Annotated in this window: 16 protein-coding genes and 2 pseudogenes; 8 read left to right on the top strand and 10 right to left on the bottom strand. The window is 55.3% G+C overall.

The window, feature by feature from the left end:
• Positions 1 to 111 precede the first annotated feature (111 nt).
• On the top strand, positions 112 to 1,650 hold the full coding sequence (gene aldB, locus IM303_RS09725) for an aldehyde dehydrogenase AldB (protein WP_041911639.1): 1,539 nt from the start codon (positions 112 to 114) through the stop codon (positions 1,648 to 1,650).
• On the opposite strand, the gene IM303_RS09730 is transcribed toward aldB, so the two are convergent.
• On the bottom strand, positions 1,647 to 2,612 hold the full coding sequence (locus IM303_RS09730; RefSeq protein WP_059357123.1) for a LysR family transcriptional regulator: 966 nt from the start codon (positions 2,610 to 2,612) through the stop codon (positions 1,647 to 1,649). The two genes, aldB and IM303_RS09730, sit on opposite strands and share 4 nt — an antisense overlap.
• 117 nt (positions 2,613 to 2,729) lie before the next feature.
• On the opposite strand from IM303_RS09730, the gene IM303_RS09735 reads away from it, so the two are divergent.
• The 3 genes from IM303_RS09735 to IM303_RS09745 all read left to right on the top strand — a co-directional run bounded on the left by IM303_RS09735 (position 2,730) and on the right by IM303_RS09745 (position 4,284).
• Positions 2,730 to 3,470 carry a MipA/OmpV family protein gene (locus IM303_RS09735; protein WP_193359854.1) on the top strand — a complete coding sequence of 247 codons (741 nt, stop codon included), beginning with the start codon at positions 2,730 to 2,732 and terminating at the stop codon, positions 3,468 to 3,470.
• 209 nt (positions 3,471 to 3,679) lie between these two features.
• Positions 3,680 to 3,865 (top strand): type II toxin-antitoxin system HicA family toxin, encoded by a 186-nt coding sequence (locus IM303_RS09740; RefSeq protein WP_041911637.1) that lies wholly within the window; start codon positions 3,680 to 3,682, stop codon positions 3,863 to 3,865.
• A gap of 14 nt (positions 3,866 to 3,879) precedes the next feature.
• Complete coding sequence (locus IM303_RS09745; RefSeq protein WP_045260040.1) at positions 3,880 to 4,284, top strand: type II toxin-antitoxin system HicB family antitoxin; 405 nt, start codon at positions 3,880 to 3,882, stop codon at positions 4,282 to 4,284.
• A gap of 43 nt (positions 4,285 to 4,327) precedes the next feature.
• Here IM303_RS09745 and IM303_RS09750 read toward each other — a convergent pair whose 3' ends face one another.
• Entirely contained in the window at positions 4,328 to 6,277 is a 1,950-nt protein-coding gene (locus tag IM303_RS09750; RefSeq protein WP_193359855.1) for a glycoside hydrolase family 127 protein, read from the bottom strand.
• Between the two features lie 10 nt (positions 6,278 to 6,287).
• Positions 6,288 to 7,688: an MFS transporter gene (locus tag IM303_RS09755; protein ID WP_062935829.1), complete on the bottom strand. Its 1,401-nt coding sequence runs from the start codon at positions 7,686 to 7,688 to the stop codon at positions 6,288 to 6,290.
• Between the two features lie 225 nt (positions 7,689 to 7,913).
• On the opposite strand from IM303_RS09755, the gene IM303_RS09760 reads away from it, so the two are divergent.
• Positions 7,914 to 8,732, top strand: coding sequence for an AraC family transcriptional regulator (locus IM303_RS09760; protein WP_126300642.1), 819 nt, complete (start codon positions 7,914 to 7,916; stop codon positions 8,730 to 8,732).
• On the opposite strand, the pseudogene IM303_RS09765 reads toward IM303_RS09760, so the two are convergent.
• Positions 8,733 to 9,157 (bottom strand): annotated as a pseudogene (locus IM303_RS09765) (class II aldolase/adducin family protein); the annotation flags it as partial. It lies immediately after the preceding gene.
• Here IM303_RS09765 and IM303_RS09770 point away from each other — a divergent pair.
• Positions 9,137 to 9,277 (top strand): annotated as a pseudogene (locus tag IM303_RS09770) (IclR family transcriptional regulator C-terminal domain-containing protein); the annotation flags it as partial. The pseudogenes IM303_RS09765 and IM303_RS09770 overlap by 21 nt on opposite strands.
• Positions 9,278 to 9,281: 4 nt before the next feature.
• Here IM303_RS09770 and avtA read toward each other — a convergent pair.
• On the bottom strand, positions 9,282 to 10,538 hold the full coding sequence (avtA, locus tag IM303_RS09775) for a valine--pyruvate transaminase (RefSeq protein WP_193359856.1): 1,257 nt from the start codon (positions 10,536 to 10,538) through the stop codon (positions 9,282 to 9,284).
• 200 nt (positions 10,539 to 10,738) lie between these two features.
• Complete coding sequence (locus IM303_RS09780; RefSeq protein ID WP_193359857.1) at positions 10,739 to 12,769, bottom strand: alpha-amylase; 2,031 nt, start codon at positions 12,767 to 12,769, stop codon at positions 10,739 to 10,741.
• A gap of 314 nt (positions 12,770 to 13,083) precedes the next feature.
• On the opposite strand from IM303_RS09780, the gene IM303_RS09785 reads away from it, so the two are divergent.
• Positions 13,084 to 13,908, top strand: coding sequence for a protein bax (locus IM303_RS09785; protein ID WP_045630274.1), 825 nt, complete (start codon positions 13,084 to 13,086; stop codon positions 13,906 to 13,908).
• 38 nt (positions 13,909 to 13,946) lie between these two features.
• Here the strand turns inward: IM303_RS09785 and xylR are convergent, their stop codons facing one another.
• The 4 genes from xylR to xylF all read right to left on the bottom strand — a co-directional run bounded on the left by xylR (position 13,947) and on the right by xylF (position 18,924).
• Positions 13,947 to 15,125, bottom strand: coding sequence for a D-xylose utilization transcriptional activator XylR (gene xylR, locus IM303_RS09790; RefSeq protein WP_041911622.1), 1,179 nt, complete (start codon positions 15,123 to 15,125; stop codon positions 13,947 to 13,949).
• Positions 15,126 to 15,158: 33 nt separating this feature from the next.
• Entirely contained in the window at positions 15,159 to 16,340 is a 1,182-nt protein-coding gene (gene xylH, locus IM303_RS09795) for a xylose ABC transporter permease XylH (RefSeq protein WP_041911621.1), read from the bottom strand.
• Positions 16,318 to 17,859 (bottom strand): xylose ABC transporter ATP-binding protein, encoded by a 1,542-nt coding sequence (locus tag IM303_RS09800; protein WP_192971805.1) that lies wholly within the window; start codon positions 17,857 to 17,859, stop codon positions 16,318 to 16,320. Before IM303_RS09800 ends, xylH begins: the two co-directional genes overlap by 23 nt.
• A 72-nt stretch (positions 17,860 to 17,931) precedes the next feature.
• On the bottom strand, positions 17,932 to 18,924 hold the full coding sequence (xylF, locus tag IM303_RS09805) for a D-xylose ABC transporter substrate-binding protein (protein WP_028015068.1): 993 nt from the start codon (positions 18,922 to 18,924) through the stop codon (positions 17,932 to 17,934).
• A gap of 371 nt (positions 18,925 to 19,295) precedes the next feature.
• On the opposite strand from xylF, the gene xylA reads away from it, so the two are divergent.
• Positions 19,296 to 20,618 (top strand): xylose isomerase, encoded by a 1,323-nt coding sequence (gene xylA, locus IM303_RS09810; protein ID WP_088204493.1) that lies wholly within the window; start codon positions 19,296 to 19,298, stop codon positions 20,616 to 20,618.
• The last annotated feature ends 39 nt before the right edge of the window (positions 20,619 to 20,657 follow it).

The following is a 20,657-nucleotide window of genomic DNA, read 5'->3' on the forward strand; positions in this document are numbered from 1 at the left end:
GAAACGTAAAGTACGGTAATCCGTGATACGGCTCGTAAACCCGTCACCCACTGGCGAGAAAACCGCCAGCCGGGACTACCCTTGTTGTACACCAACAGCAAGGAGACGGTCATGACAAACAATCCTCCCTCTTCGCGTATCCAGCCCGGCGAGTATGGTTTTCCCCTCAAGCTGAAGCCCCGTTATGACAATTTTATCGGCGGCGACTGGGTGGCCCCCGTCGACGGCGAATACTATTCCAACCTGACGCCCGTTACCGGCCAGCCGCTGTGCGAGATTGCCAGCTCCGGCAAGCGGGATATCGATTTGGCGCTGGATGCGGCGCACAAAGCGAAAGATAAATGGGGCCATACCTCCGTTCAGGAGCGCGCGGCCATTTTGTTCAAAATCGCCGACCGGATGGAGCAGAATCTGGAGCTGCTGGCGACGGCGGAAACCTGGGATAACGGCAAGCCGATCCGGGAAACGATGGCGGCAGACGTGCCGCTGGCTATCGACCACTTCCGCTATTTTGCCTCCTGTATTCGCGCGCAGGAGGGCGGAATAAGCGAGGTAGATAGCGACACCGTGGCGTACCACTTCCACGAGCCGCTGGGGGTCGTCGGGCAAATTATTCCGTGGAACTTCCCGCTGCTGATGGCGAGCTGGAAAATGGCGCCCGCGCTGGCCGCCGGGAACTGCATTGTGCTTAAACCGGCGCGTTTAACCCCGCTCTCTGTCCTGCTGCTGATGGAAATTGTTGCCGATCTTCTGCCGCCGGGGGTGATTAACGTGGTGAACGGCGCGGGCGGTGAGATAGGGGAATATCTGGCCACCTCAAAACGGATCGCTAAAGTGGCGTTTACCGGGTCGACGGAAGTGGGCCAGCAGATTATGCAGTACGCCACGCAAAACATTATTCCGGTGACCCTGGAGCTGGGCGGGAAGTCCCCGAACATCTTCTTCGCGGACGTGATGGAGGAAGAGGACGCTTTCTTCGACAAGGCGCTGGAAGGGTTTGCGCTGTTTGCCTTTAACCAGGGCGAAGTCTGCACCTGCCCAAGCCGCGCGCTGGTGCAGGAGTCCATCTACGAGCGCTTTATGGAGCGGGCCATTCGCCGCGTCGAGTCTATCCGCAGTGGTAACCCGCTCGATAACGTTACGCAGATGGGGGCGCAGGTCTCGCATGGCCAGCTGGAGACTATCCTCAACTACATCGATATCGGCAAGAAGGAAGGGGCGGATATCCTGACCGGCGGTCGCCGTAAGGTGCTCGGCGGAGATCTGCAGGAAGGGTATTACCTTGAGCCGACGATCCTGTTCGGGCAGAACAACATGCGCGTCTTCCAGGAGGAGATTTTCGGACCGGTGCTGGCGGTGACTACCTTCAAAACGATGGAGGAGGCGCTGGAGATTGCCAACGACACGCCGTATGGCCTGGGGGCGGGAGTCTGGAGCCGCAACGGCAACCTGGCCTATAAAATGGGCAGAGGCATTCAGGCGGGACGCGTATGGACCAACTGCTACCACGCCTATCCGGCTCACGCGGCATTTGGCGGGTATAAGCAGTCGGGCATCGGGCGTGAAACGCACAAGATGATGCTGGAGCATTACCAGCAGACGAAATGTCTGCTTGTCAGCTACTCCGATAAACCGCTGGGGCTGTTCTAATCGCCCAGTTCAGGCCGTCCATGGACGGCCTGAGCAATTTGCTGGCGCAGGCAGTTGAGGACGCCATCCAGAACATATTGTACGCGCCAGGGCTGATATTCGCGCTTGCGGAAGATGGCGGTCAGATCGAGCCACCACTCTTCCTGATGCGGGAAACAGGGGACCAGCGTGCCTTGCGTTAATTCCTTCTTCAGGCTTTCTTTCGGCGCGAACACAATGCCAAGGTTATTTCTTGCCAGCTCCAGAGCCGTCTGGGTATTGTCGCAAATATAGTTTCCGGTTACCCGATAATCATGCACATCATCACTGCCATGCATGCGAAAACGCCAGATGTTGGCGTCATCGACCAGCATGGAGTCGATCAGAATACAGGAGTGATTAATTAAATCTTCAGGTCCGGTTAAAGGATGTTTATTTAAATATTCCTGGGTTGCGAATGCAGTGACGGAATATTTTGCTAACACGCTGGCGACCAGACTTTCATCTTTCGGTTGCGCATAGGTAATTAAAATATCACAGTCATCCGGGAAGGACACACCTTCTGAATATTCGTTGCGGTCCAGGTTGTAGGTTTTCAGGGAAATGCGAATATCCCCGATGTCCTTTATCTGGTGGATCACGTGGCGCGCGAGATAGGTCACGATGCCCGTTGGGGCGTAAATCGTGACTTTTCCACGCTTTTCATGCTTATAATCGGCAATGAAATTAATAAGTTGCGTGTTTTTGTCCAGCGTGGCGTCGACATAGGGGAGCAACGCCTCACCGAACTGCGTCAGAGCGAGTTGGCGGGTGGTGCGCTCAAAAACCTTAAGCCCAACCCGCGTTTCAAAATCCGAGAGATATTTACTGACGTTGGCCTGCGCCATGCCCAGCAGGGCGGCGGCATCACCAATGCTGTGGGTGGCTGCGATGACGGAGATTATTTTCAACTCGCGTGGCTTTAGCTGTAATTTATTCATCATGCGCACCCATCTATATGATTTTATATATAATATTATATAAACTGCAGCGTTGCACCGGCAAATTTGTAAACATTATTATTCGCCCCGCTTATTTGGCGTATAAATGGATTACTTCACATGACTATTAAATACAATTTACTGATCGCTGCCACGTTATTTGCAACCTCTTCTGCAATGGCCGGTGACTTTTCACTTGGCGCGGGGGCCGTATTTAATGAGTCTCCTTATAAAGGCTATAACGAAAATACCACCGCGGTGCCGTTAATTAGCTATGAGGGTGATCGCTTCTATGTTCGCCAGACCACGGGCGGATGGATCCTGTGGAAAGACGCAAAAAATGAACTCAGCCTGACCGCATCCTGGATGCCGCTGCATTTTGATCCGGATGATAACGACGACCACCAGATGAAGCAGCTTGATGAGCGTAAAGCCTCTGCGTTCCTCGGCGGTGCGTACTACCACCACGAAAGCTGGGGTTCTCTGAAAGTGGCGGTTTCAGGCGATGCCACGGATGAAAGCGGCGGCGTGGTGGGCGAGGTATCCTACTTCCGTCCAATCAGGATGGAGCGTTTGACCCTGACGCCTTCTGTCGGTGTTTTTTACAGCGACGAGAGCCATAACGACTACTACTACGGCGTATCCGGCAGCGAGTCACGCCGCTCAGGGCTGGATCAATACACCGCCGGCGACAGCTGGACGCCCTACGTTGGTCTGGCAGCTAAATATCAGTTAACCCAGAAGCTGTACCTCAACGCCAGCGCGGTCTACACCGTGTTGCCTGATGACGTGAAGAACAGCCCGATGATCGACCGCGATGATAGCTTCGCGCTAATGACCGGCCTGACCTGGCGCTTCTGATGCGGTAAAGCCGGGCGACGGCGTTGCCTTGCCCGGCCTACGATCTTGCCTGCATTTTTATCTGCAATACAACGTATTCCTTTTTCATTTCTCGATGCTTCTTCCTGTTCCGCCAAAACACGGCTGCACTGATGTTCCTTATGCGCTAATGTGATTCGACCCGATAGCAATGGTGTGTATCATGTGTATAATCATGGAAGGACTGGGATGTGAAAAGTGCGGATGTCATTACCGTTCTGATCGGCCACGGCTGGAAATGTGTCAGAACGAAAGGAAGCCATCATCAGTTTCGCCATCCCGAACAGAAAGGGCTGGTTACTGTCCCACATCCTAAGAAGGATATTAAACCGGGCACGCTCGCGCAGATATGGCGGCAGGCGGGAATTAAACACTGATATCAGGAGTAGTTATGTTTTATCCGGCTTACATTCATTCTGACACCGACGGTAGCGCCAGCGGCTTTTTTCCTGACGTTCCAGGCTGTTTTTTTGCAGGTGATTCCCTGGACGACGCTTTTCAGGATGCACGTGAGGCGCTCACCGCGCACTTCGAAGCGCTGTTTGAAATGGATGAAGCATTGCCTCTTCCGGGAAATGTCGAAGTGCACCTTGAAAATCACCCTGACGACTTCACGGGCGGGCAATGGTTGCTGGTGGATATTAATATGAAGCAGTTTGACGGCAGAGCCGAGCGTATTAACATCACGATGCCTCGACGTTTGCTGGTAAAGATTGATTCCTTTGTCAGCGAGCATCCTCAGTTCGGTAATCGAAGCGCATTTCTGGCTGAGGCAGCACGTCGCGTGCTGCCATAGCGTTCAACCTCTCCCGTGGGTGAGGGCAACAGACCGCCGCTATTCAGCCTTCATCCACCCATATCCGCATTTCCCCTTCTCCCCGGTTAGCCCAGCTAAACCACGGAATAAAGGTCAACGTCCGGGGCTGGCGCAGTACCGGCGAGCGGTCGTACTGCCACAGCGCATCCGTTTCCTTCATGTGACACCCAATCCCTTCTGTCTGTATCAGCATCTTATGCGCGAAAATGCCTTTGCCTTCATATACCCGGAACTCGCTATCTCGGGGCAAGGAGAGGTTATGCAGGTTGGCGCCGTTATCAGCTTCTTCCAGGCAGTAAACCAGCGGCCCGCGCTGTAGCGCGACTTTACCCGCCTGCTGGCGCACCTGGGGGTTACCGTACACGCGGCGGACCGGCATCGGTAGCGTCAGGGTCAGGGTGTCGCCTTCCTGCCAGCAGCGGGAGAGGTAGAGATATCCGCGTGACACTTCACCGGTAATGGCTTCGCCATTCAGCGAAACGGCAGGCTCCGCGCACCAGTCCGGCAGCCTGAGTGCCAGCGTGTGGGTGACCGGAACCGGCGAGGTGATTTCAATCTTCACCTGCTCCTGCCACGGATAGTTACCGCTAATGCGCAGCTGTAGGGCGTTATCGCCCACCGGAATGGCGACGTCGTTCCCCACGTACAGGTTTATCAGCAGCGCATCCGGGCGAACGGTATAAATGTAGTGCCCCAGCGAGGTCAGCACGCGGGCGATATTCGGCGGGCAGCAGGCGCAGCCGAACCAGCGCTGACGCACCGGCTTCACGTGGTCATAGATATGGTTAAAGGCCAGCGTTTTCGGATGCACTTCCAGTGGATTGACATAAAAGAAATGCTTACCGTCCAGCGCCATCCCGCCCAGCACCGTGTTGTACAGCGCGCGCTCCATCACGTCGGCGTAGTGGCCGTCTGCCTCCATCTCCAGCATCCGGCGGGCGAACATCATCAGGCCGATTGAGGCGCAGCTTTCGGCGTACACCGTATCGTTGGGCAGATCGTAATCGCTGCTGAACGCCTCCCCGCTGCTCTGCGAGCCAATCCCGCCGGTAATGTACAGCTGGCGCTGCGCCATGTTGTTCCACAGACGCAGACAGTCCTGACGTTTCCCCTCGTCGTTGCTCAGGCGCGCCAGATGCGCCATGCCCGTCATCAGATAGACGAAACGCACGGCATGGCCGATGGCCGTTTGTTGTTCCGCAAGGGGCAGATGCGCCTGGCTGTAGGCTTTGTCCTTGACCATCCACGCCGGACCATAGGTGTTCCAGTAAGATGTTTTGCCGCGCTTCTCGTATTCGCTATCGTAGAAGTGAGACTGCGCGCCGCGTTCTTCAATAAAGTATTTCACCAGATTGAGATAACGCGGCTCCTGCGTGACGTCGTACAGCCGCATCAGCGCCAGCTCGATTTCCGGGTGACCAGGGTAACCGTGTAGCTGTGTTTCTCCCGGGCCAAACACGCTGTCGATATGGTCCGCCAGCCTGCACACCACGTCCAGCAGGCGACGTTTTCCGGTTCCCTGGAAATACGCCACGCCCGCTTCAATCATATGCCCGGCGCAGTACAGCTCGTGGCATTCGGCCAGATTTGTCCAGCGTTCCTCGGGGGCTTTTACCGTAAAGTAGGTGTTGAGGTAACCATCTTCACACTGCGCTGCCGCGACCAGCTCAATCACCTCGTCGGCGGTTTTTTCCAGTGCTGCATCCGGTTTCTGGCACAGCGACCACGCCACGGCTTCGAGCCATTTCGCTACGTCGCTGTCCTGAAACACCATCCCGTAAAACTCCCCCTGTTCCAGCCCGGCCGCGATGCGGAAGTTGGCGATGGCGTGGCTGGGTTCGGCCTCCGCCACGCGGTCGTTAAGCGCATCCCACTGGTAAGGGATCACCACGTCACGGACCAGCCGTTGATATTGCCCGAGAAACGGATCGTTGATTTTCAGCTGGTGCAGGTCGGGTTCCATTATGGACATAGCGTTCTCCTCAGGACGGTACGTGACGCTGGCGCAGGTCGGTGGAAATGCGCGACATCATTGGGTTATTAAGCCTGCACCAGCGGATAGCGACCGCCAGCAGCAGATGGAAAAGGGCAGGCAGCAGCGTCTCCATGGCGGTGATGCCGTGCAGTGAGGCTGGCGTCTGGTTGCCCGCGCCTGGCTGATAGGCCACGGCAATAAACACCAGGCTGATAATCCCGGCGCTGGACGCCCACGCAAGCTTGATGAAAAACAGGTTGAAGGCGAAGTTCATGCCCGACGAACGCACGCCGGTTTTCCACTCGCCGTAGTCATCGGCAAAGGCCATTAGCGAGAAGTGCAGCGGCAGGGTGAAGCCCAGGATCACGCCGTTGCTTAAAATGACGATCAGCCATAGCGTCTGGTGCGCCGGACCACCCGGCAGAAACCACATGCCCACCGCAAGCGCAGCGAGCACCAGGTTGGTGTAGTAGTAGAGTTTGACGGTATCAATACGGCGCGACAGCGGGCTGACGATAACTGCGCCCAGAATAGCGGCAAAGGTCACCATGGTGAAAAACAGCGAGGTGTACGCCGTGCTGCCCTGAAGCACGTAGGTGATAAAGTACATATATCCACCGCCGCGAATGTTGAAGACGTTGATCAGCAGAAACGACATCAACAACATCAGCAGCAGCTGATCGTTTTTACGCAGGCCCGCCAGGTGCTCGCGCAGGGTGAATTTGCCCATCAGCGCCAGCGGAACGCGTTCACGAACCCAGAAGAAGCAGCACAAGAACATCACCACGGCGATAGCGCACAGCACGCCAACGCCCAGTTGATAACCCTTCGCGGCATCGCCCTGACCCAGCTCCGCTACCAGCCACGGCAGGCCAACGGAGACCAAAAAGCCCGCCACGCCGCACAGCACAAAGCGCCAGGACTGGCAGGCGATCACCTCGTTGTGGCGGGTGGTCATGGTGTTGATCAGCGCGCAGTAGGGCACGTTGATGGCGGTATAGCCCACGGATAACAGCAAATAGGTGCCGAACGCCCAGGCGATTTTCACGCCCATGCTGGCTTCCGGAACGGTGAAGGTCATTACGCCGATAATGCCTATCGGGACGGCGACCCACAGCTGCCAGGGACGAAATCGGCCCCAGCGGCTCTGCGTGCGGTCAGCAATGACGCCCATCACCGGATCGGAAATGGCGTCAAACACGCGAAGGGCAATAAACAGCGTGCCCACCAGCGCAGGGGTGAGACCAAATACATCGGTATAGAAAAAGGTCAGAAAGTTCATGATCAGGCAGGTAATTACCGTGCCGCCCGCATCGCCCAGGCCGTAGCCCATTTTCTCGCGGACGGACAGCCGGTCATCGACTTTCTGTTTTGCAGCGTCTGCGTCTGTAATCGGTGTGGAAGTCATGAAGTAACTCCTCGGAGATCGAATTTATTATCGTATTTATGCTGGGTACCTCTTTATTCTGCATCGAACGGGAAGGCCAACAAGGGAAGGGAAAAGTATAAAAAGGTGACGATTCCGACCTGATGATAAAAATGTGATTCCGATCGGACAGATATTTTAATATTGATTAATAATCAACGGGTAAGTCGAATATTAACGACAATAAAAGCGGAATGGTGAATATCCATGCTCGAATTATCCATAGCGCTTCCGGTTAAGGTTCAAAATGGCGGGCTATTTATCTCCCGCGGAGTGGGCCGCCACCCTGCGCGAAAATTAACATCGTGGGAGATTATTTTTGTCGAAAAAGGGACTTTAACGATCCAGGAAGAAAATCATGTTTTTGATGTTAATGCGGGAGAGAGTTTATTGCTCTGGCCGCAGCGTCGGCATGTGGGCGTGGAGGATTTCCCGGCGGACCTGCGCTTTTACTGGCTGCATTTTGAGGTGGAGCCGCAAGATCCAACGTTACCCAACGCTGCTCCTCTGGCAATAGAACAACACTGCCGCGTAAGGGATGCGGAATATGTGATTGCGCTCTTTCGTCAATTCCTCAGCGAGCAGGAGAAATTACGGCGTAGCATGGCGCTGGAGATGATTTTATTATTGATTTTACAGCAGGTGTCGAACTCTTCAGGATATGAAGACAGCGCAGATCAGGCCGGCGCGGCGATGGCATGGAAGGCAAAACAGCTTATTCGCACGCAGTTTCATTTACCGATATCCACCTCGCAGCTGGCAAAAGCGTTGCACTGTAATGCAGATTATCTCGGGCGCGTCTTTCGCCGGACTTTCCATTTAACCCTGACGGAGGCGATACATCGCCAGCGCGTCAGGGCGGCGGAAAAACTCCTGCTCAACGACGCTGCGTCATTAACCGAGGTCGCAGCGCGCTGCGGCTTTAACGACGTGGGATATTTCCGGCAGATATTCTCGAAGCATACCGGGTTAACCCCCGCCGTCTGGAAACGGCGGTACTGTAAGGAGCATATTAATTCCGGTTGATTACTGCCCGTAATAGGCGTTCGCCCCGTGCTTGCGCAGATAATGCTTGTCCAGCAGCGCCTGCTGCATAGCCGGTAACTGTGGTGCGAGCTGGCGTGAGAACAGGCCCATATAGGCGCACTCTTCATCAGCCGCGTGCAGGGGATCGCTCCGTAGAAATAGTCTGCGTGTGTCGTGCCCCAGGCGGGTAAATCCTGTCCCGCCTGCGACCAGATGGTGGCGTGGCGGGAATGGGTATGTACGATGCCGCCAATCTCCGGATAACGGCGATACAGTGCCAGATGGGTTGGTGTATCAGAGGAGGGTTTTTTACTGCCTTCGACCACCAGACCGGTGGCAATGTTCACCACCACCATATCCTCCGCCGTCATCACGTCGTACTCCACGCCGGACGGCTTGATGACCATCATGCCGCTTTCGCGATCTCCATTTCGTTGTCGACGTCCCGCATGAAGCAGGTTGGCGAGAAAAACCTGCTCAAGCCTCTGCGCGAAACGGCAGAGGCGATATCAAAAGAGCTGGGTTTTAACGTGCGTGAGGGGTAGCGTGTTACTGGCTGCCTTCGTGCCACGCTTTTTCAATTTCTTCGGCGAGAATTTTGACGCCCGCTTCGATTTTTGCCGGATCGGGCACGTAGTTCATGCGCATGCACTGGTGCGTGTGCGGCCATGGCTTATCCAGACCCGGGAAGAAGTAATCGCCCGGCACCATCAGCACGCCACGCTTTTTCAGTCGCTGATAGAGCAGTTCTGTAGTGATCGGCAAATCCTTAAACCACAGCCACAGGAAAATCGCGCCTTCAGGTTTGTGGATCAGGCAGCGTTCTTCCGGTAAGTAGCGGCGAAGCGTCGCAATCGTCTCCTGAACGCGCTGGTAATAGAACGGTTTGATGACTTCATTAGACAGACGCAGCAGGTCGTTGCGTTTGATCATTTCGCACATCATCGCCGGGCCGATACCGCCTGGTGAAAGGCTGATAATGCCGTTCATATTGGTAATGGCGGTGATGATTTTCTCGTTGGCGATGATGATGCCGCAGCGGCTGCCCGGCAGACCCAGCTTGGAGAGGCTCATGCACAGGACAATGTTCGGGTTCCACAGCGGACGTGCTTCGCTGAAGATAATGCCCGGGAACGGTACGCCGTAGGCGTTATCGATCACCAGCGGAATGCCGTGCTGATTTGCCAGCGCATCCAGCTTCATCAGTTCGTCATCGGTGATCACGTTGCCCGTTGGGTTAGTCGGGCGTGATACGCAGATCATGCCCGTCTCTTCGCCAATATGCAGGTGTTCAAAATCGACGTGATACTTGAACTGGCCTTCCGGCAGCAGCTCAATGTTCGGACGCGCGGAGACGAACAGATCCTCTTCCAGGCCGGAATCGGCGTAGCCGATATACTCCGGCGCCAGCGGGAACAGCACTTTTTTGGTGGTGCCGTCGGCGCGACGCCCTGCGAACAGGTTAAACAAGTAGAAAAACGCGCTCTGGCTGCCGTTTGTTAGTGCAATATTCTGTGGTTCGATATCCCAGCCCAGCTCTTCACGCAGCATTTTGGCAAGGAGAGTCAGTAGCTCGGTTTTACCCTGCGGACCGTCGTAATTGCAGAGCGCATCGGTCGCTTTGCCGTTTTCCAGCATCTGCGCGAGCAGCATCTGGAAATAGGTTGTCATCTCCGGAATTTGCGCCGGGTTTCCGCCGCCGAGCATGATGGCGCCCGGTGTGCGCAGCCCGTCGTTGAGGTCCTCCATCAGGCGAGTAATGCCTGAATGGCGGGTGAATTTGTCGCCAAAAAGTGAAAACGTCATAGCAGGTGTTCTATCGAGCTTATTTTGAAAGTGGGTAACCATAACGCTAGCACTGTGCTGGTGCAAATCGGGAGATGTGGTCGGATTTGTTGTTTTGTATGGTCGAGAGGGATTTGTGTAGTGAATAGTTCTGTTGGGTTTCACCCCTCACCCCGGCCTTCTCCCAATGCGGGGAGAGGGCCAGGGTGAGGGGGGGATAATTATTGATTACCCGCCCATACCACCATCACCTTATCGCCCTTGTGCTCGCGCACGAAGCCGTACCCCTCTTTCAGCGACAGCGTGGTTTGCTTGCCTTCACCGATCGCCGGATGGCGGGCGCGGAACTGGCCCAGCGTTTGCCAGTGGGCGACGGTTAAGGCCTGCTTGCCCGTCACGTCCTGCCAGTTCATATCCGAGCGGGTACCCTGCAGCGGGTCAGACCCCGTCGGGCCAAACGGACGCTCGGATTCATCACCGTAATAGATTTGTACGCTGCCCGGTGCCAGCAGGAGCAGCTCCGCAGCGCGCTGGCCTCCTTCGCGGAACAGGCGTGTGTCATGGGAGGAGAGATAGCTCAGCACGTTGAAGCTTTGCAGCTTTTCCGCCATCTGCTGCCAGGTGAGATCCATATCGGCCAGGCAATCCACCGCTTTTGCCGCCTGCTCCTGATAATCAAAGTTGATCATCGCGTCGAAACCGTGGCGGTAATAGTCGCTTTGCATCACTCCGTGACCCCAGGACTCGCCGGTCATCCAGAACGGTGCGTTATCGAGCTTTTTGTCCGGGTTGGCCCCTTTCCACGCGGCCAGCGCCTGACTAGCCTGGTCCTTTAACTGCTGCCAGGCCGCAAGCTCGACGTGCTTCGCGGTATCCACCCGGAAACCGTCAATGCCGTAGTCGCGCACCCACTGGCTGAGCCAGTGGGTGAGATAGTCGCGCGGGGTAAATCCCGGGATGGCTTTCGCGTGGGTATCGGGCTTGTGCTGATAAAAGTTGGGTAATCCGGAAGGGGCGGTGGATTCCGTTTTCAGATCCGGTAGGAACGCCAGCGACATGGTTAAATCGTCGAAGCCGGGGTTGTCGTAATCACCAATGTCGGTGCGGATCCATTTCTTGCCCCACCATTTTTCCCATGCGGCTTTGTCGCTAAAGTTGATGTAATCGTTGAAGCTATGCCAGCTTTGGCCCGCGCCCGGCTTCCAGTCCGTCCAGCGGTCGCCCAGGGTCTTTTTCAGCTCATCACCCTGCAGATACAGCGCGCCAAACTGGTACTCCTGCATGTCCGCAAGCGTCGCGTAGCCCGCGTGGTTCATGACGATATCGAACAGGATGCGAATGCCGCGCCTGTGCGCTTCATCAACAAGATGGCGCAGATCATCCTCGGTGCCCATGTTGGCATCGAGCTTCGTCCAGTCCTGGGTGTAGTAGCCGTGATAGGCATAGTGTGGGAAGTCCCCTTTGGTACCACCGCCTACCCAGCCGTGGATCTGCTCAAGCGGGGAACTTATCCAGAGCGCGTTCACCCCCAGCTGCTGTAAATAGTCGAGCCTGCTGGCGAGCCCTTTGAGATCGCCACCGTGGAAGGTGCCAATCTCCTGCATGCCGTCTTTGTGACGACCGTAGCTGTTGTCGTTGCCCGGGTCGCCATTCACAAAGCGGTCGGTTAGCACAAAATAGACGGTGGCGTTCTGCCAGCTAAACGGCGCTGGTTTGTCGGTTTCGGCGCGCTCAAGCAGCAGCAGGCCACCACTGCTGGCGGCTGGCTGCAGGGTTATGTTTCCGTTCTGCACCGTCGCGGTCTGTTTGCTGTAGAAATCACGCACCACGGTGCCTTCCGGGAAGGTATGGCTGACGTCCAGCGTCAGCGGTTTACCGTCCCACTTCGGGCACTGGCGGATAACGCTTGCAACCGGCTGTTCTGCGGTGCTCTGAATTGTCAGCAGCAGCGTGGGCGTGCCGGATCGGGTATCAATCCGCATCTGGTATTGACCGTCGCGGAAAAGGCGCCACTGCGGCGGAGACCCGTCGCAGGGCTTGAGCGACAGCATCTCATTGAGTTTTATCGCCTCCGAAGGCTGCCAGCACGTCTTGTCAAAACCCAGCGTCAGAGGACGCGTACCCTTCGTAAGCTTTGCCTGGCTGGTGAAAACCCCGGTGCCTTCGGCGCGAAATGCGTTAAACCCCGGCGATGACCAGTCGGCATGTGCCAGAGCGGGTAACATCAGAAAAGCTAATGCGGTGCGTTTCATTCCATTTTCCTGTCGCGGCATTTTTGACCAGTGTGCCATCAGGTTGTGGTTAAAAACTCATCCCCCATCGCTTTCTGTCGGGAGGATCTGTGAGGATGAGTGATCCCGCGCGAAATGAGACAGTTATCTGCGATATCGCACACATTTTTTCAGGAATGATGTTTTTATGAGCAAGTTTCAGGTGACATAGTTTCGGATTTGGACTATTTCTATACGTGCTCTTGAAGTCTATTTTTGATATGATTTGAGATTCCGCTCTCAAATTTGTGAAAAAAATAAGGTGTTGGGATGATTACATCCGACCAGGAGACCTAATGATATCGACTCCCATTCGACGATATGGGGCCGCGATACTCATGTTACTCACCACGACATTTTCGGGTGGGGTGCTTGCGAAGACGCACACGGATACAACGAGTAAGAAAGCCCACGTAATAAAGACGACAAGTAGTAAGGTTAGCAGTAAACAAGAGTATTCTCGCAATAGTGCAAAGAGTAGTTCACTTCCTGATTTGCGAAAATACCCTTCCGGAACACCAAGAAAAAAAGCGTTTCTCCGGACGGTAATGCCTTACATAACAAGTCAAAATGCCGCGATTACGGCGGATCGTAACTGGTTAATTTCAAAACAGTACGATAGCCGCTGGTCGCCGTCTGAACGCGCGCGTCTGAAAGACATCACGAAGCGCTACAAACTGAGCTGGAACGGTAACACGCGTCGCGTACCGTGGAATGCTCTCCTTGAGCGTGTGGACATTATCCCAGGCAGCATGGTAGCGACCATGGCAGCAGCCGAAAGCGGCTGGGGAACGTCTAAGCTGGCGCGTAATAACAACAACCTGTTCGGCATGAAATGTGCGAAAGGGCGTTGTAATAATGCGCCCGGCAAAGTGAAGGGCTATTCTCAGTTTGAATCAGTAAAAGATTCCGTGAATGCTTACGCGGTGAATCTTAATACGCACCCGGCCTACTCATCGTTCCGTAAATCACGCGCTCAGCTGCGTAAAGCGGATCAGGAAGTAACGGCCAGCGCAATGATTCACAAGCTAAAAGGTTATTCGACGAAGGGAAATAGCTATAACAACTATCTGTTCGCTATGTACCAGGATAACCAGCGCTTAATTGCCGCCCATATGTAATCTCAAAAAACGCCTTCCACTGGAAGGCGTTTCCTTTTCTATATCAGCACCTCGCTGTGGCGATCCCGGTACTCTTTCGGCGTGGTGTCATACTCTTTGCGAAACACTGAATAGAAATACTGCAGCGACGGATAGCCGCACATCTGCGAGATTTCGTTGATCGACAGTGACGTAGAGACAAGCAGGCTGCGGGCCTTCTCCAGCTTCTCCGCATGAATGACGGCATGAATGGTTTCGCCCACTTCTTCTTTGAATCGCTTCTCCAGATTCGAGCGGGAAATGCCCACCGAGTCCAGGACCTGATCGACCTTAATCCCTTTGCAGGCGTGGTTGCGGATATAGTGCATGGCCTGAATGACGGCCGGGTCGCTTAGGGAGCGATAATCGGTTGAGCGACGCTCAACGACGCGGACGGGGGGAACCAGCAGGCGCTGAAGCGGCAGAGCCTCTTTATCCAGCAGACGGTGCAACAGCTTTGCCGCCTGATAGCCCATCTGACGTGTGCCCTGTGCTACGGAGGAGAGCGCCACGCGGGACAGGTAGCGGGTCAGTTCTTCGTTATCAATGCCAATCACGCACAGTTTTTCGGGCACCGGGATATGCAAATGTTCGCAGACCTGCAGCACGTGTCGGGCCCGGGCGTCCGTAACGGCAATAATACCGGTTTGCGGTGGCAGCGTTTGCAGCCAGTCCGCCAGGCGGTTTTGCGCGTGCTGCCAGTTTTCCGGTGCGGTTTCCAGCCCCTGATAGACCACGCCGCGGTACTTCTCCTGTGCGACCAGCTGGCAAAACGCATGTTCACGCTCCACGGCCCAGCGCTTGCCGCTGGTGGCGGGTAAACCATAAAACGCGAAGCGATGGACGCCTTTCTCCTTTAAATGGAGAAAGGCGGCCTCGACCAGGGCATGATTATCGGTGGCGATGTAGTGGACCGGCGGATAGTGTTCGGGTGAATGATACGAGCCGCCGACGCCCACAATCGGCACGTCGACGTCGGTCAGCAACTGCTCGATGATGGGATCGTCATAGTCGGCGATAACGCCATCACCCAGCCAGTCTTTGATGTTCTCCAGACGGGTGCGGAAATCTTCTTCAATAAAAATATCCCATTCGGATTGCGACGCCTGCAAATATTCACCCACGCCTTCTACCACCTGACGGTCGTAGGCTTTGTTGGCATTGAATAACAACGTAATGCGGTGACGCTTTTCAAACATGGCTCGCTTCCCAATTAAGTCACAATGCGGTTATCAGGCTCGTCGCTTGGTGGCAGAGTCCATCCAGACTGCCAGTAAAAGAATGGCCCCCTTGACGATATACTGCCAAAACGTCGGGACGTCCATCATACTCATCCCGTTATCCAACGACGCCATGATAAATGCCCCCATGACCGCGCCCGCCACGCTACCGATACCGCCTGCGAGGCTGGTGCCACCGATGACGCAGGCAGCGATAGCATCCAGCTCGGCGATGTTACCGGCGGAAGGAGAGCCTGCCCCCAGACGCGAGCTGAGGATCAACCCGGCGATAGCGACCATCAGGCCGTTAATGGCGAAAACCGCCAGCTTGGTACGTTCGACGTTAATACCCGACAGGCGAGCAGCTTCAAGGTTGCCGCCGATGGCATAAATACGACGGCCAAACGCGGTGCGCGTCGCCATAAACATGCCGCCGAGCAGTAACAGCGCCAGCAGCAGTACCGGCGTCGGAACGCCGCGATAGTCGTTAAGAAGCCAGATGGCGCCCAGCACAATGACCGCCGTCAGCGCCTGACGTCCGACCACGGACGTTGACGCTGGCGACGCAAGACCCAGCGCCTGACGGCGCATACGTCCACGCCACTGCCACGCGACAAACGCCAGCAGTCCCACCACGCCGATCGTAAAGCCTATGCTGTCCGAGAGGTAACTCTGGCCAATTTGCGACATCGCCGCGCTGGTCGGGGAGACGGTCGTGCCGTTGGTGATACCGATCAAGATCCCGCGGAAGGCCAGCATTCCCGCCAGGGTGACGATAAACGATGGCACCTTCCGATAGGCAACCCACCAGCCGTTCCAGGCCCCTAAAACCAGCCCCAGTACCAGCGTCACCGCCACGGTCAGCGGCAGCGGCCAGCCGAGCCAGACGTCAAAAATGGCCGCCACGCCACCGAGAAGACCCATCATCGACCCGACCGACAGGTCGATTTCCGCAGAGATGATCACGAACACCATGCCCACGGCCAGGATGCCGGTGATGGCGGTCTGGCGGAGCAGGTTTGAGACGTTACGCGCGCTTAAGTACGAGCCATCCGTCATCCACGTGAAGAACAGCATGATGACGATAATCGCCGCGATCATCACGAAAACCTGCAGGTTCAGCGCTTTTAGCCCCGCGAACGCGCCGGGCGTCGGAACAGCGACTTTGATATCAGACGGATTGCTTTTCGACATGACGTTCGCTCCTTAAAGCGGCTTCCATCACCTGCTCCTGCGTCAGGTTCTGGTTAATCAGGTTGGCTTTCAGTTTCCCCTCGTGCATGACCAGCACGCGGTCGCTCAGGCCGAGCACTTCGGGTAACTCAGACGAGATGACAATGACGGCAATCCCTTGCTGTACAAGCTGATTAATCAGTTTGTAGATTTCGTATTTGGCACCGATATCGATCCCGCGCGTCGGCTCATCAAGGATTAATATGCGTGGATTGAGGAGCAGACAGCGCGCCAGAATCGCCTTCTGCTGGTTACCACCGCTCAGTCGGCCAATCGCCAGTTCCGGCGAGGAGGTTTTGACCTTCAGCCGGGCAAGTGACTGAAGGATGCACTGCTGCTCGGCGGCATCATCCAGGCTGCTCAGCGCGCCGGAGAACCGATCGAGTGCCGCAAGGGTGATGTTTTTACCCACCGCCATGACCGGTACGATGCCGTCTTTTTTGCGGTCTTCCGGCACCATGGCAATGCCGCGGTCAATCGCCTGCTGGCAGTTGTCGATTCTCACGGGCTGGCCGTCTATATATATCGTGCCCTCCCAGCGCCCTGGCCACACGCCAAACAGGCACTGCACGGCTTCGGTGCGCCCGGCACCGACGAGCCCAGCAATCCCAAGAATTTCGCCGCTGTGAAGGGAAAACGAAACGTTATTGACCCGCTTAATGTGGCTGTTAACGGGGTGCCACGCGGTCAGGTTTTCCACGCGCAGCACTTCATCGCCCTGACTGTGGGGCTCATTCGGGTAGAGCGCGGTCAGCTCGCGGCCCACCATCATGGTGATGATGTCATCTTCACTCATGCCCGCAGCTTCACGCGTGCCGATGTGTTGCCCGTCGCGGATCACGCAGATGGTGTCCGAAATGGCTTTTACCTCGTTCAGCTTGTGCGAAATGTAGATGCAGGCGATGCCGTGGTTTTGCAGATCGCGGATGATATTGAGCAGAACCGCAGTTTCCTGTTCGGTGAGCGACGCCGTTGGCTCATCGAGGATCAGCAGCCTGACCTGTTTATTCAGCGCCTTCGCAATTTCGACCAGCTGCTGTTGCCCCAGACCCAGGTCGCCCACGCGGGTATCCGGTGAAATGTTGAGGCTCACCTGCGCCAGCAGCTTTTCACAGCGGAGCGTCATGGTGTCGTAATCCAGCACGCCGTGGCGGGAAATCTCGGCTCCGAGGAAGATGTTCTCCAGCACGGTGAGATGTTTCACCAGCGCCAGCTCCTGGTGGATGATGGCGATGCCTTTACGTTCGGTGTCGCGAATGTGCGTCGCCTGGATGACTTCACCGGCAAAGACAATTTCGCCTTCGTAACTGCCGTGCGGGTAGATCCCACACAGGACTTTCATCAGCGTTGATTTGCCCGAACCGTTCTCGCCACACAGCGAAACCACTTCGCCAGGGTTCAACCGGAGACTGACGTTGTCGACGGCTTTCACCGCGCCGAAGCGCTTGGTGATGCTTTTCATTTCAAGTAAATAAGGCATAACTGCTCCACATAACCCGAGGGAAGAACAGTACAACGTCATGCGCCCCCGCAGAGCAGGGGCAGCGCCGGATTACAGTTCGCTCTTCTTGTGGAAACCGTCTTTAATAACGGTGGCGTCAATGTTCTCTTTATTGACTTCAATTGGCGTGAGCAGGCGAGCCGGAACGTCTTTCAGGCCGTTATTGAGCGTTGCATCTGCTTTAGGTTGCTTACCGTTGCCCAGCTCAACGGCAATTTCCGCCGCCGTATTGGCAAGTTCGGTAATCGGTTTGTAGACCGTCATGGTCTGAGTTCCTGCAATAATGCGTTTTACGCCCGCCAGGTCGGCATCCTGACCAGAAATCGCGACTTTACCGGCCAGTCCCTGGGCACTCAGAGCCTGAATAGCCCCGCCTGCTGTGGCATCGTTGGAGGCCACGACAGCATCAATTTTGTTGTTATTGGCCGTCAGCGCATTTTCCATAATCTTCAGGGCATTTTCTGGTAACCATCCGTCGGCCCACTGATCGCCGACCACCTTAATTTTGCCGCTGTCGATGTACGGCTTAAGGACCTTCATTTGCCCTTCGCGGAACAGTTTGGCGTTGTTATCCACCGGCGAACCGCCCATCAGGAAATAATTGCCTTGAGGCACTTTGTCGATCAGGCTTTGCGCCTGTAATTCGCCCACCTTTTCATTGTCGAAGGAAATATAATAATCAATATCGGCGTTATTAATCATGCGGTCATAAGCGAGAACTTTTATGCCTTCCTGCTTCGCTTCTTTCACCACGTTACTTAATACCTGGCCGTTATAAGGGATAATGACCAGAACATCGACTCCCCGGTTGATCATATTCTCGATCTGCGACATTTGCGTTTCTTCATTGCCGTTAGCCGACTGAACAAACACATTCGCACCGAGTGATTCCGCTTTTTTCACAAAAATATCGCGATCTTTTTGCCAGCGCTCCAGACGCAGGTCATCAATCGCCATACCAATTTTGACCTCCTTGGCATGACCTGCAAAGCTTGCAAGGAGGAGCGTAGTGCAGAGCGTTAGGGTCAGGTTCTTTATCTTCATAATTATTAGGCCTTTTTGTAGGGGTATGTGTTGCTGAGATAAAAGAAACATTCACTGCTGGGTCGCAGCAAATTTTTAACGCGGAAAGGCGGGCTGGCAATTACAGATTTTTATCTTCTCATTACGATATTTGGTTTATTTCTGAATTTATGACCGCGATCGGATTTTAAAATTCGTAACGCCTTAATTACATTTGATTCTGGAATGTGCGCCGAAAAATAGTTTGTCTGCGCATTATTTTGCGAGCCAGCGCACAGTTGTGCATTCTCTCAATAGCAGTGTGAAATAACGTAATTGAGCAACCCAAAATGTCTATTCACTATTACTCCTGAATCAACGACTCGCCGCATACCCTGATTATGGAGCTCAATATGCAAGCTTATTTCGACCAACTCGATCGCGTTCGTTACGAAGGCCCAAAAACGACCAATCCTTTAGCATTTCGTCACTACAATCCGGATGAGCTGGTGCTGGGTAAGCGCATGGAAGATCATCTGCGCTTTGCCGCCTGTTACTGGCATACCTTCTGCTGGAACGGCGCCGATATGTTCGGCGTGGGTTCTTTTGACCGTCCGTGGCAACAGCCGGGTGAGGCCATCGAGCTGGCGAAACGCAAAGCCGATGTGGCGTTTGAGTTCTTCCACAAGCTGAACGTGCCGTACTACTGCTTCCATGATGTTGACGTATCGCCGGAAGGGGCGTCGCTGAAAGAGTACCTGAACAATTTTGCGCAGATGGTGGACGTGCTGGCAGAAAAACAGCAGCAAAGCGGCGTGAAGCTGCTCTGGGGTACGGCAAACTGCTTCACCAACCCACGCTACGGTGCGGGTGCGGCCACCAACCCGGATCCGGAAGTGTTTAGCTGGGCGGCTACGCAGGTGGTGACGGCAATGAACGCTACGCATCAGCTGGGCGGCGAAAACTATGTCCTGTGGGGCGGCCGTGAAGGCTATGAAACCCTGCTCAATACCGACCTGCGCCAGGAGCGCGAGCAGATTGGCCGCTTTATGCAGATGGTTGTCGACCATAAGCACAAAATCGGCTTCCGCGGCACGCTGCTGATCGAGCCTAAACCGCAGGAACCAACCAAGCATCAGTACGACTATGATGTCGCCACCGTGTATGGCTTCCTGAAGCAGTTTGGTCTGGAAAAAGAGATCAAAGTGAATATTGAGGCTAACCACGCTACCCTGGCGGGCCACTCATTCCATCACGAAATTGCCTCTGCGATTGCGCTGGGCATCTTCGGATCGGTAGATGCGAACCGCGGCGATCCGCAGCTGGGCTGGGATACCGACCAGTTCCCGAACAGCGTGGAAGAGAATGCGCTGGTGATGTACGAGATCGTCAAAGCGGGCGGTTTCACCACCGGCGGCCTTAACTTTGACGCCAAGGTGCGTCGCCAGAGCACCGACAAATACGATCTGTTCTACGGCCACATTGGCGCGATGGACACCATGGCGCTGGCGCTGAAAGTGGCGGCGCGTATGATTGAAGACGGCGAGCTGGATAAGCGCGTGGCGAAGCGCTACAGCGGCTGGAACAGTGAGCTGGGCCAGCAAATTTTGAAGGGTCAGTTATCGCTTGCGGACATCGCGAAGTACGCTGAACAACAGCAGCTGGCGCCGCAGCACCAGAGCGGGCATCAGGAATTGCTGGAAAACCTGGTTAATCACTACCTGTTCGATAAATAACAGCATCCAGGCCCGGTAAGCGGAAGCGCCACCGGGCAT

It is taken from the genome of Enterobacter cloacae complex sp. P38RS (assembly GCF_014930775.1).
In the GTDB taxonomy this organism is placed as follows: Bacteria; Pseudomonadota; Gammaproteobacteria; order Enterobacterales; family Enterobacteriaceae; genus Enterobacter; species Enterobacter bugandensis.

Bases quoted from the DNA above. Each gene is read 5' to 3' on its own strand.
- aldB (WP_041911639.1), top strand. From the start codon at position 112: ATGACAAACAATCCTCCCTCTTCGCGTATCCAGCCCGGCGAGTATGGT.
- IM303_RS09730 (WP_059357123.1), bottom strand. From the start codon at position 2,612: ATGATGAATAAATTACAGCTAAAGCCACGCGAGTTGAAAATAATCTCC.
- IM303_RS09735 (WP_193359854.1), top strand. From the start codon at position 2,730: ATGACTATTAAATACAATTTACTGATCGCTGCCACGTTATTTGCAACC.
- IM303_RS09745 (WP_045260040.1), top strand. From the start codon at position 3,880: ATGTTTTATCCGGCTTACATTCATTCTGACACCGACGGTAGCGCCAGC.
- IM303_RS09750 (WP_193359855.1), bottom strand. From the start codon at position 6,277: ATGTCCATAATGGAACCCGACCTGCACCAGCTGAAAATCAACGATCCG.
- IM303_RS09755 (WP_062935829.1), bottom strand. From the start codon at position 7,688: ATGACTTCCACACCGATTACAGACGCAGACGCTGCAAAACAGAAAGTC.
- IM303_RS09760 (WP_126300642.1), top strand. From the start codon at position 7,914: ATGCTCGAATTATCCATAGCGCTTCCGGTTAAGGTTCAAAATGGCGGG.
- avtA (WP_193359856.1), bottom strand. From the start codon at position 10,538: ATGACGTTTTCACTTTTTGGCGACAAATTCACCCGCCATTCAGGCATT.
- IM303_RS09780 (WP_193359857.1), bottom strand. From the start codon at position 12,769: ATGAAACGCACCGCATTAGCTTTTCTGATGTTACCCGCTCTGGCACAT.
- IM303_RS09785 (WP_045630274.1), top strand. From the start codon at position 13,084: ATGATATCGACTCCCATTCGACGATATGGGGCCGCGATACTCATGTTA.
- xylR (WP_041911622.1), bottom strand. From the start codon at position 15,125: ATGTTTGAAAAGCGTCACCGCATTACGTTGTTATTCAATGCCAACAAA.
- xylH (WP_041911621.1), bottom strand. From the start codon at position 16,340: ATGTCGAAAAGCAATCCGTCTGATATCAAAGTCGCTGTTCCGACGCCC.
- IM303_RS09800 (WP_192971805.1), bottom strand. From the start codon at position 17,859: ATGCCTTATTTACTTGAAATGAAAAGCATCACCAAGCGCTTCGGCGCG.
- xylF (WP_028015068.1), bottom strand. From the start codon at position 18,924: ATGAAGATAAAGAACCTGACCCTAACGCTCTGCACTACGCTCCTCCTT.
- xylA (WP_088204493.1), top strand. From the start codon at position 19,296: ATGCAAGCTTATTTCGACCAACTCGATCGCGTTCGTTACGAAGGCCCA.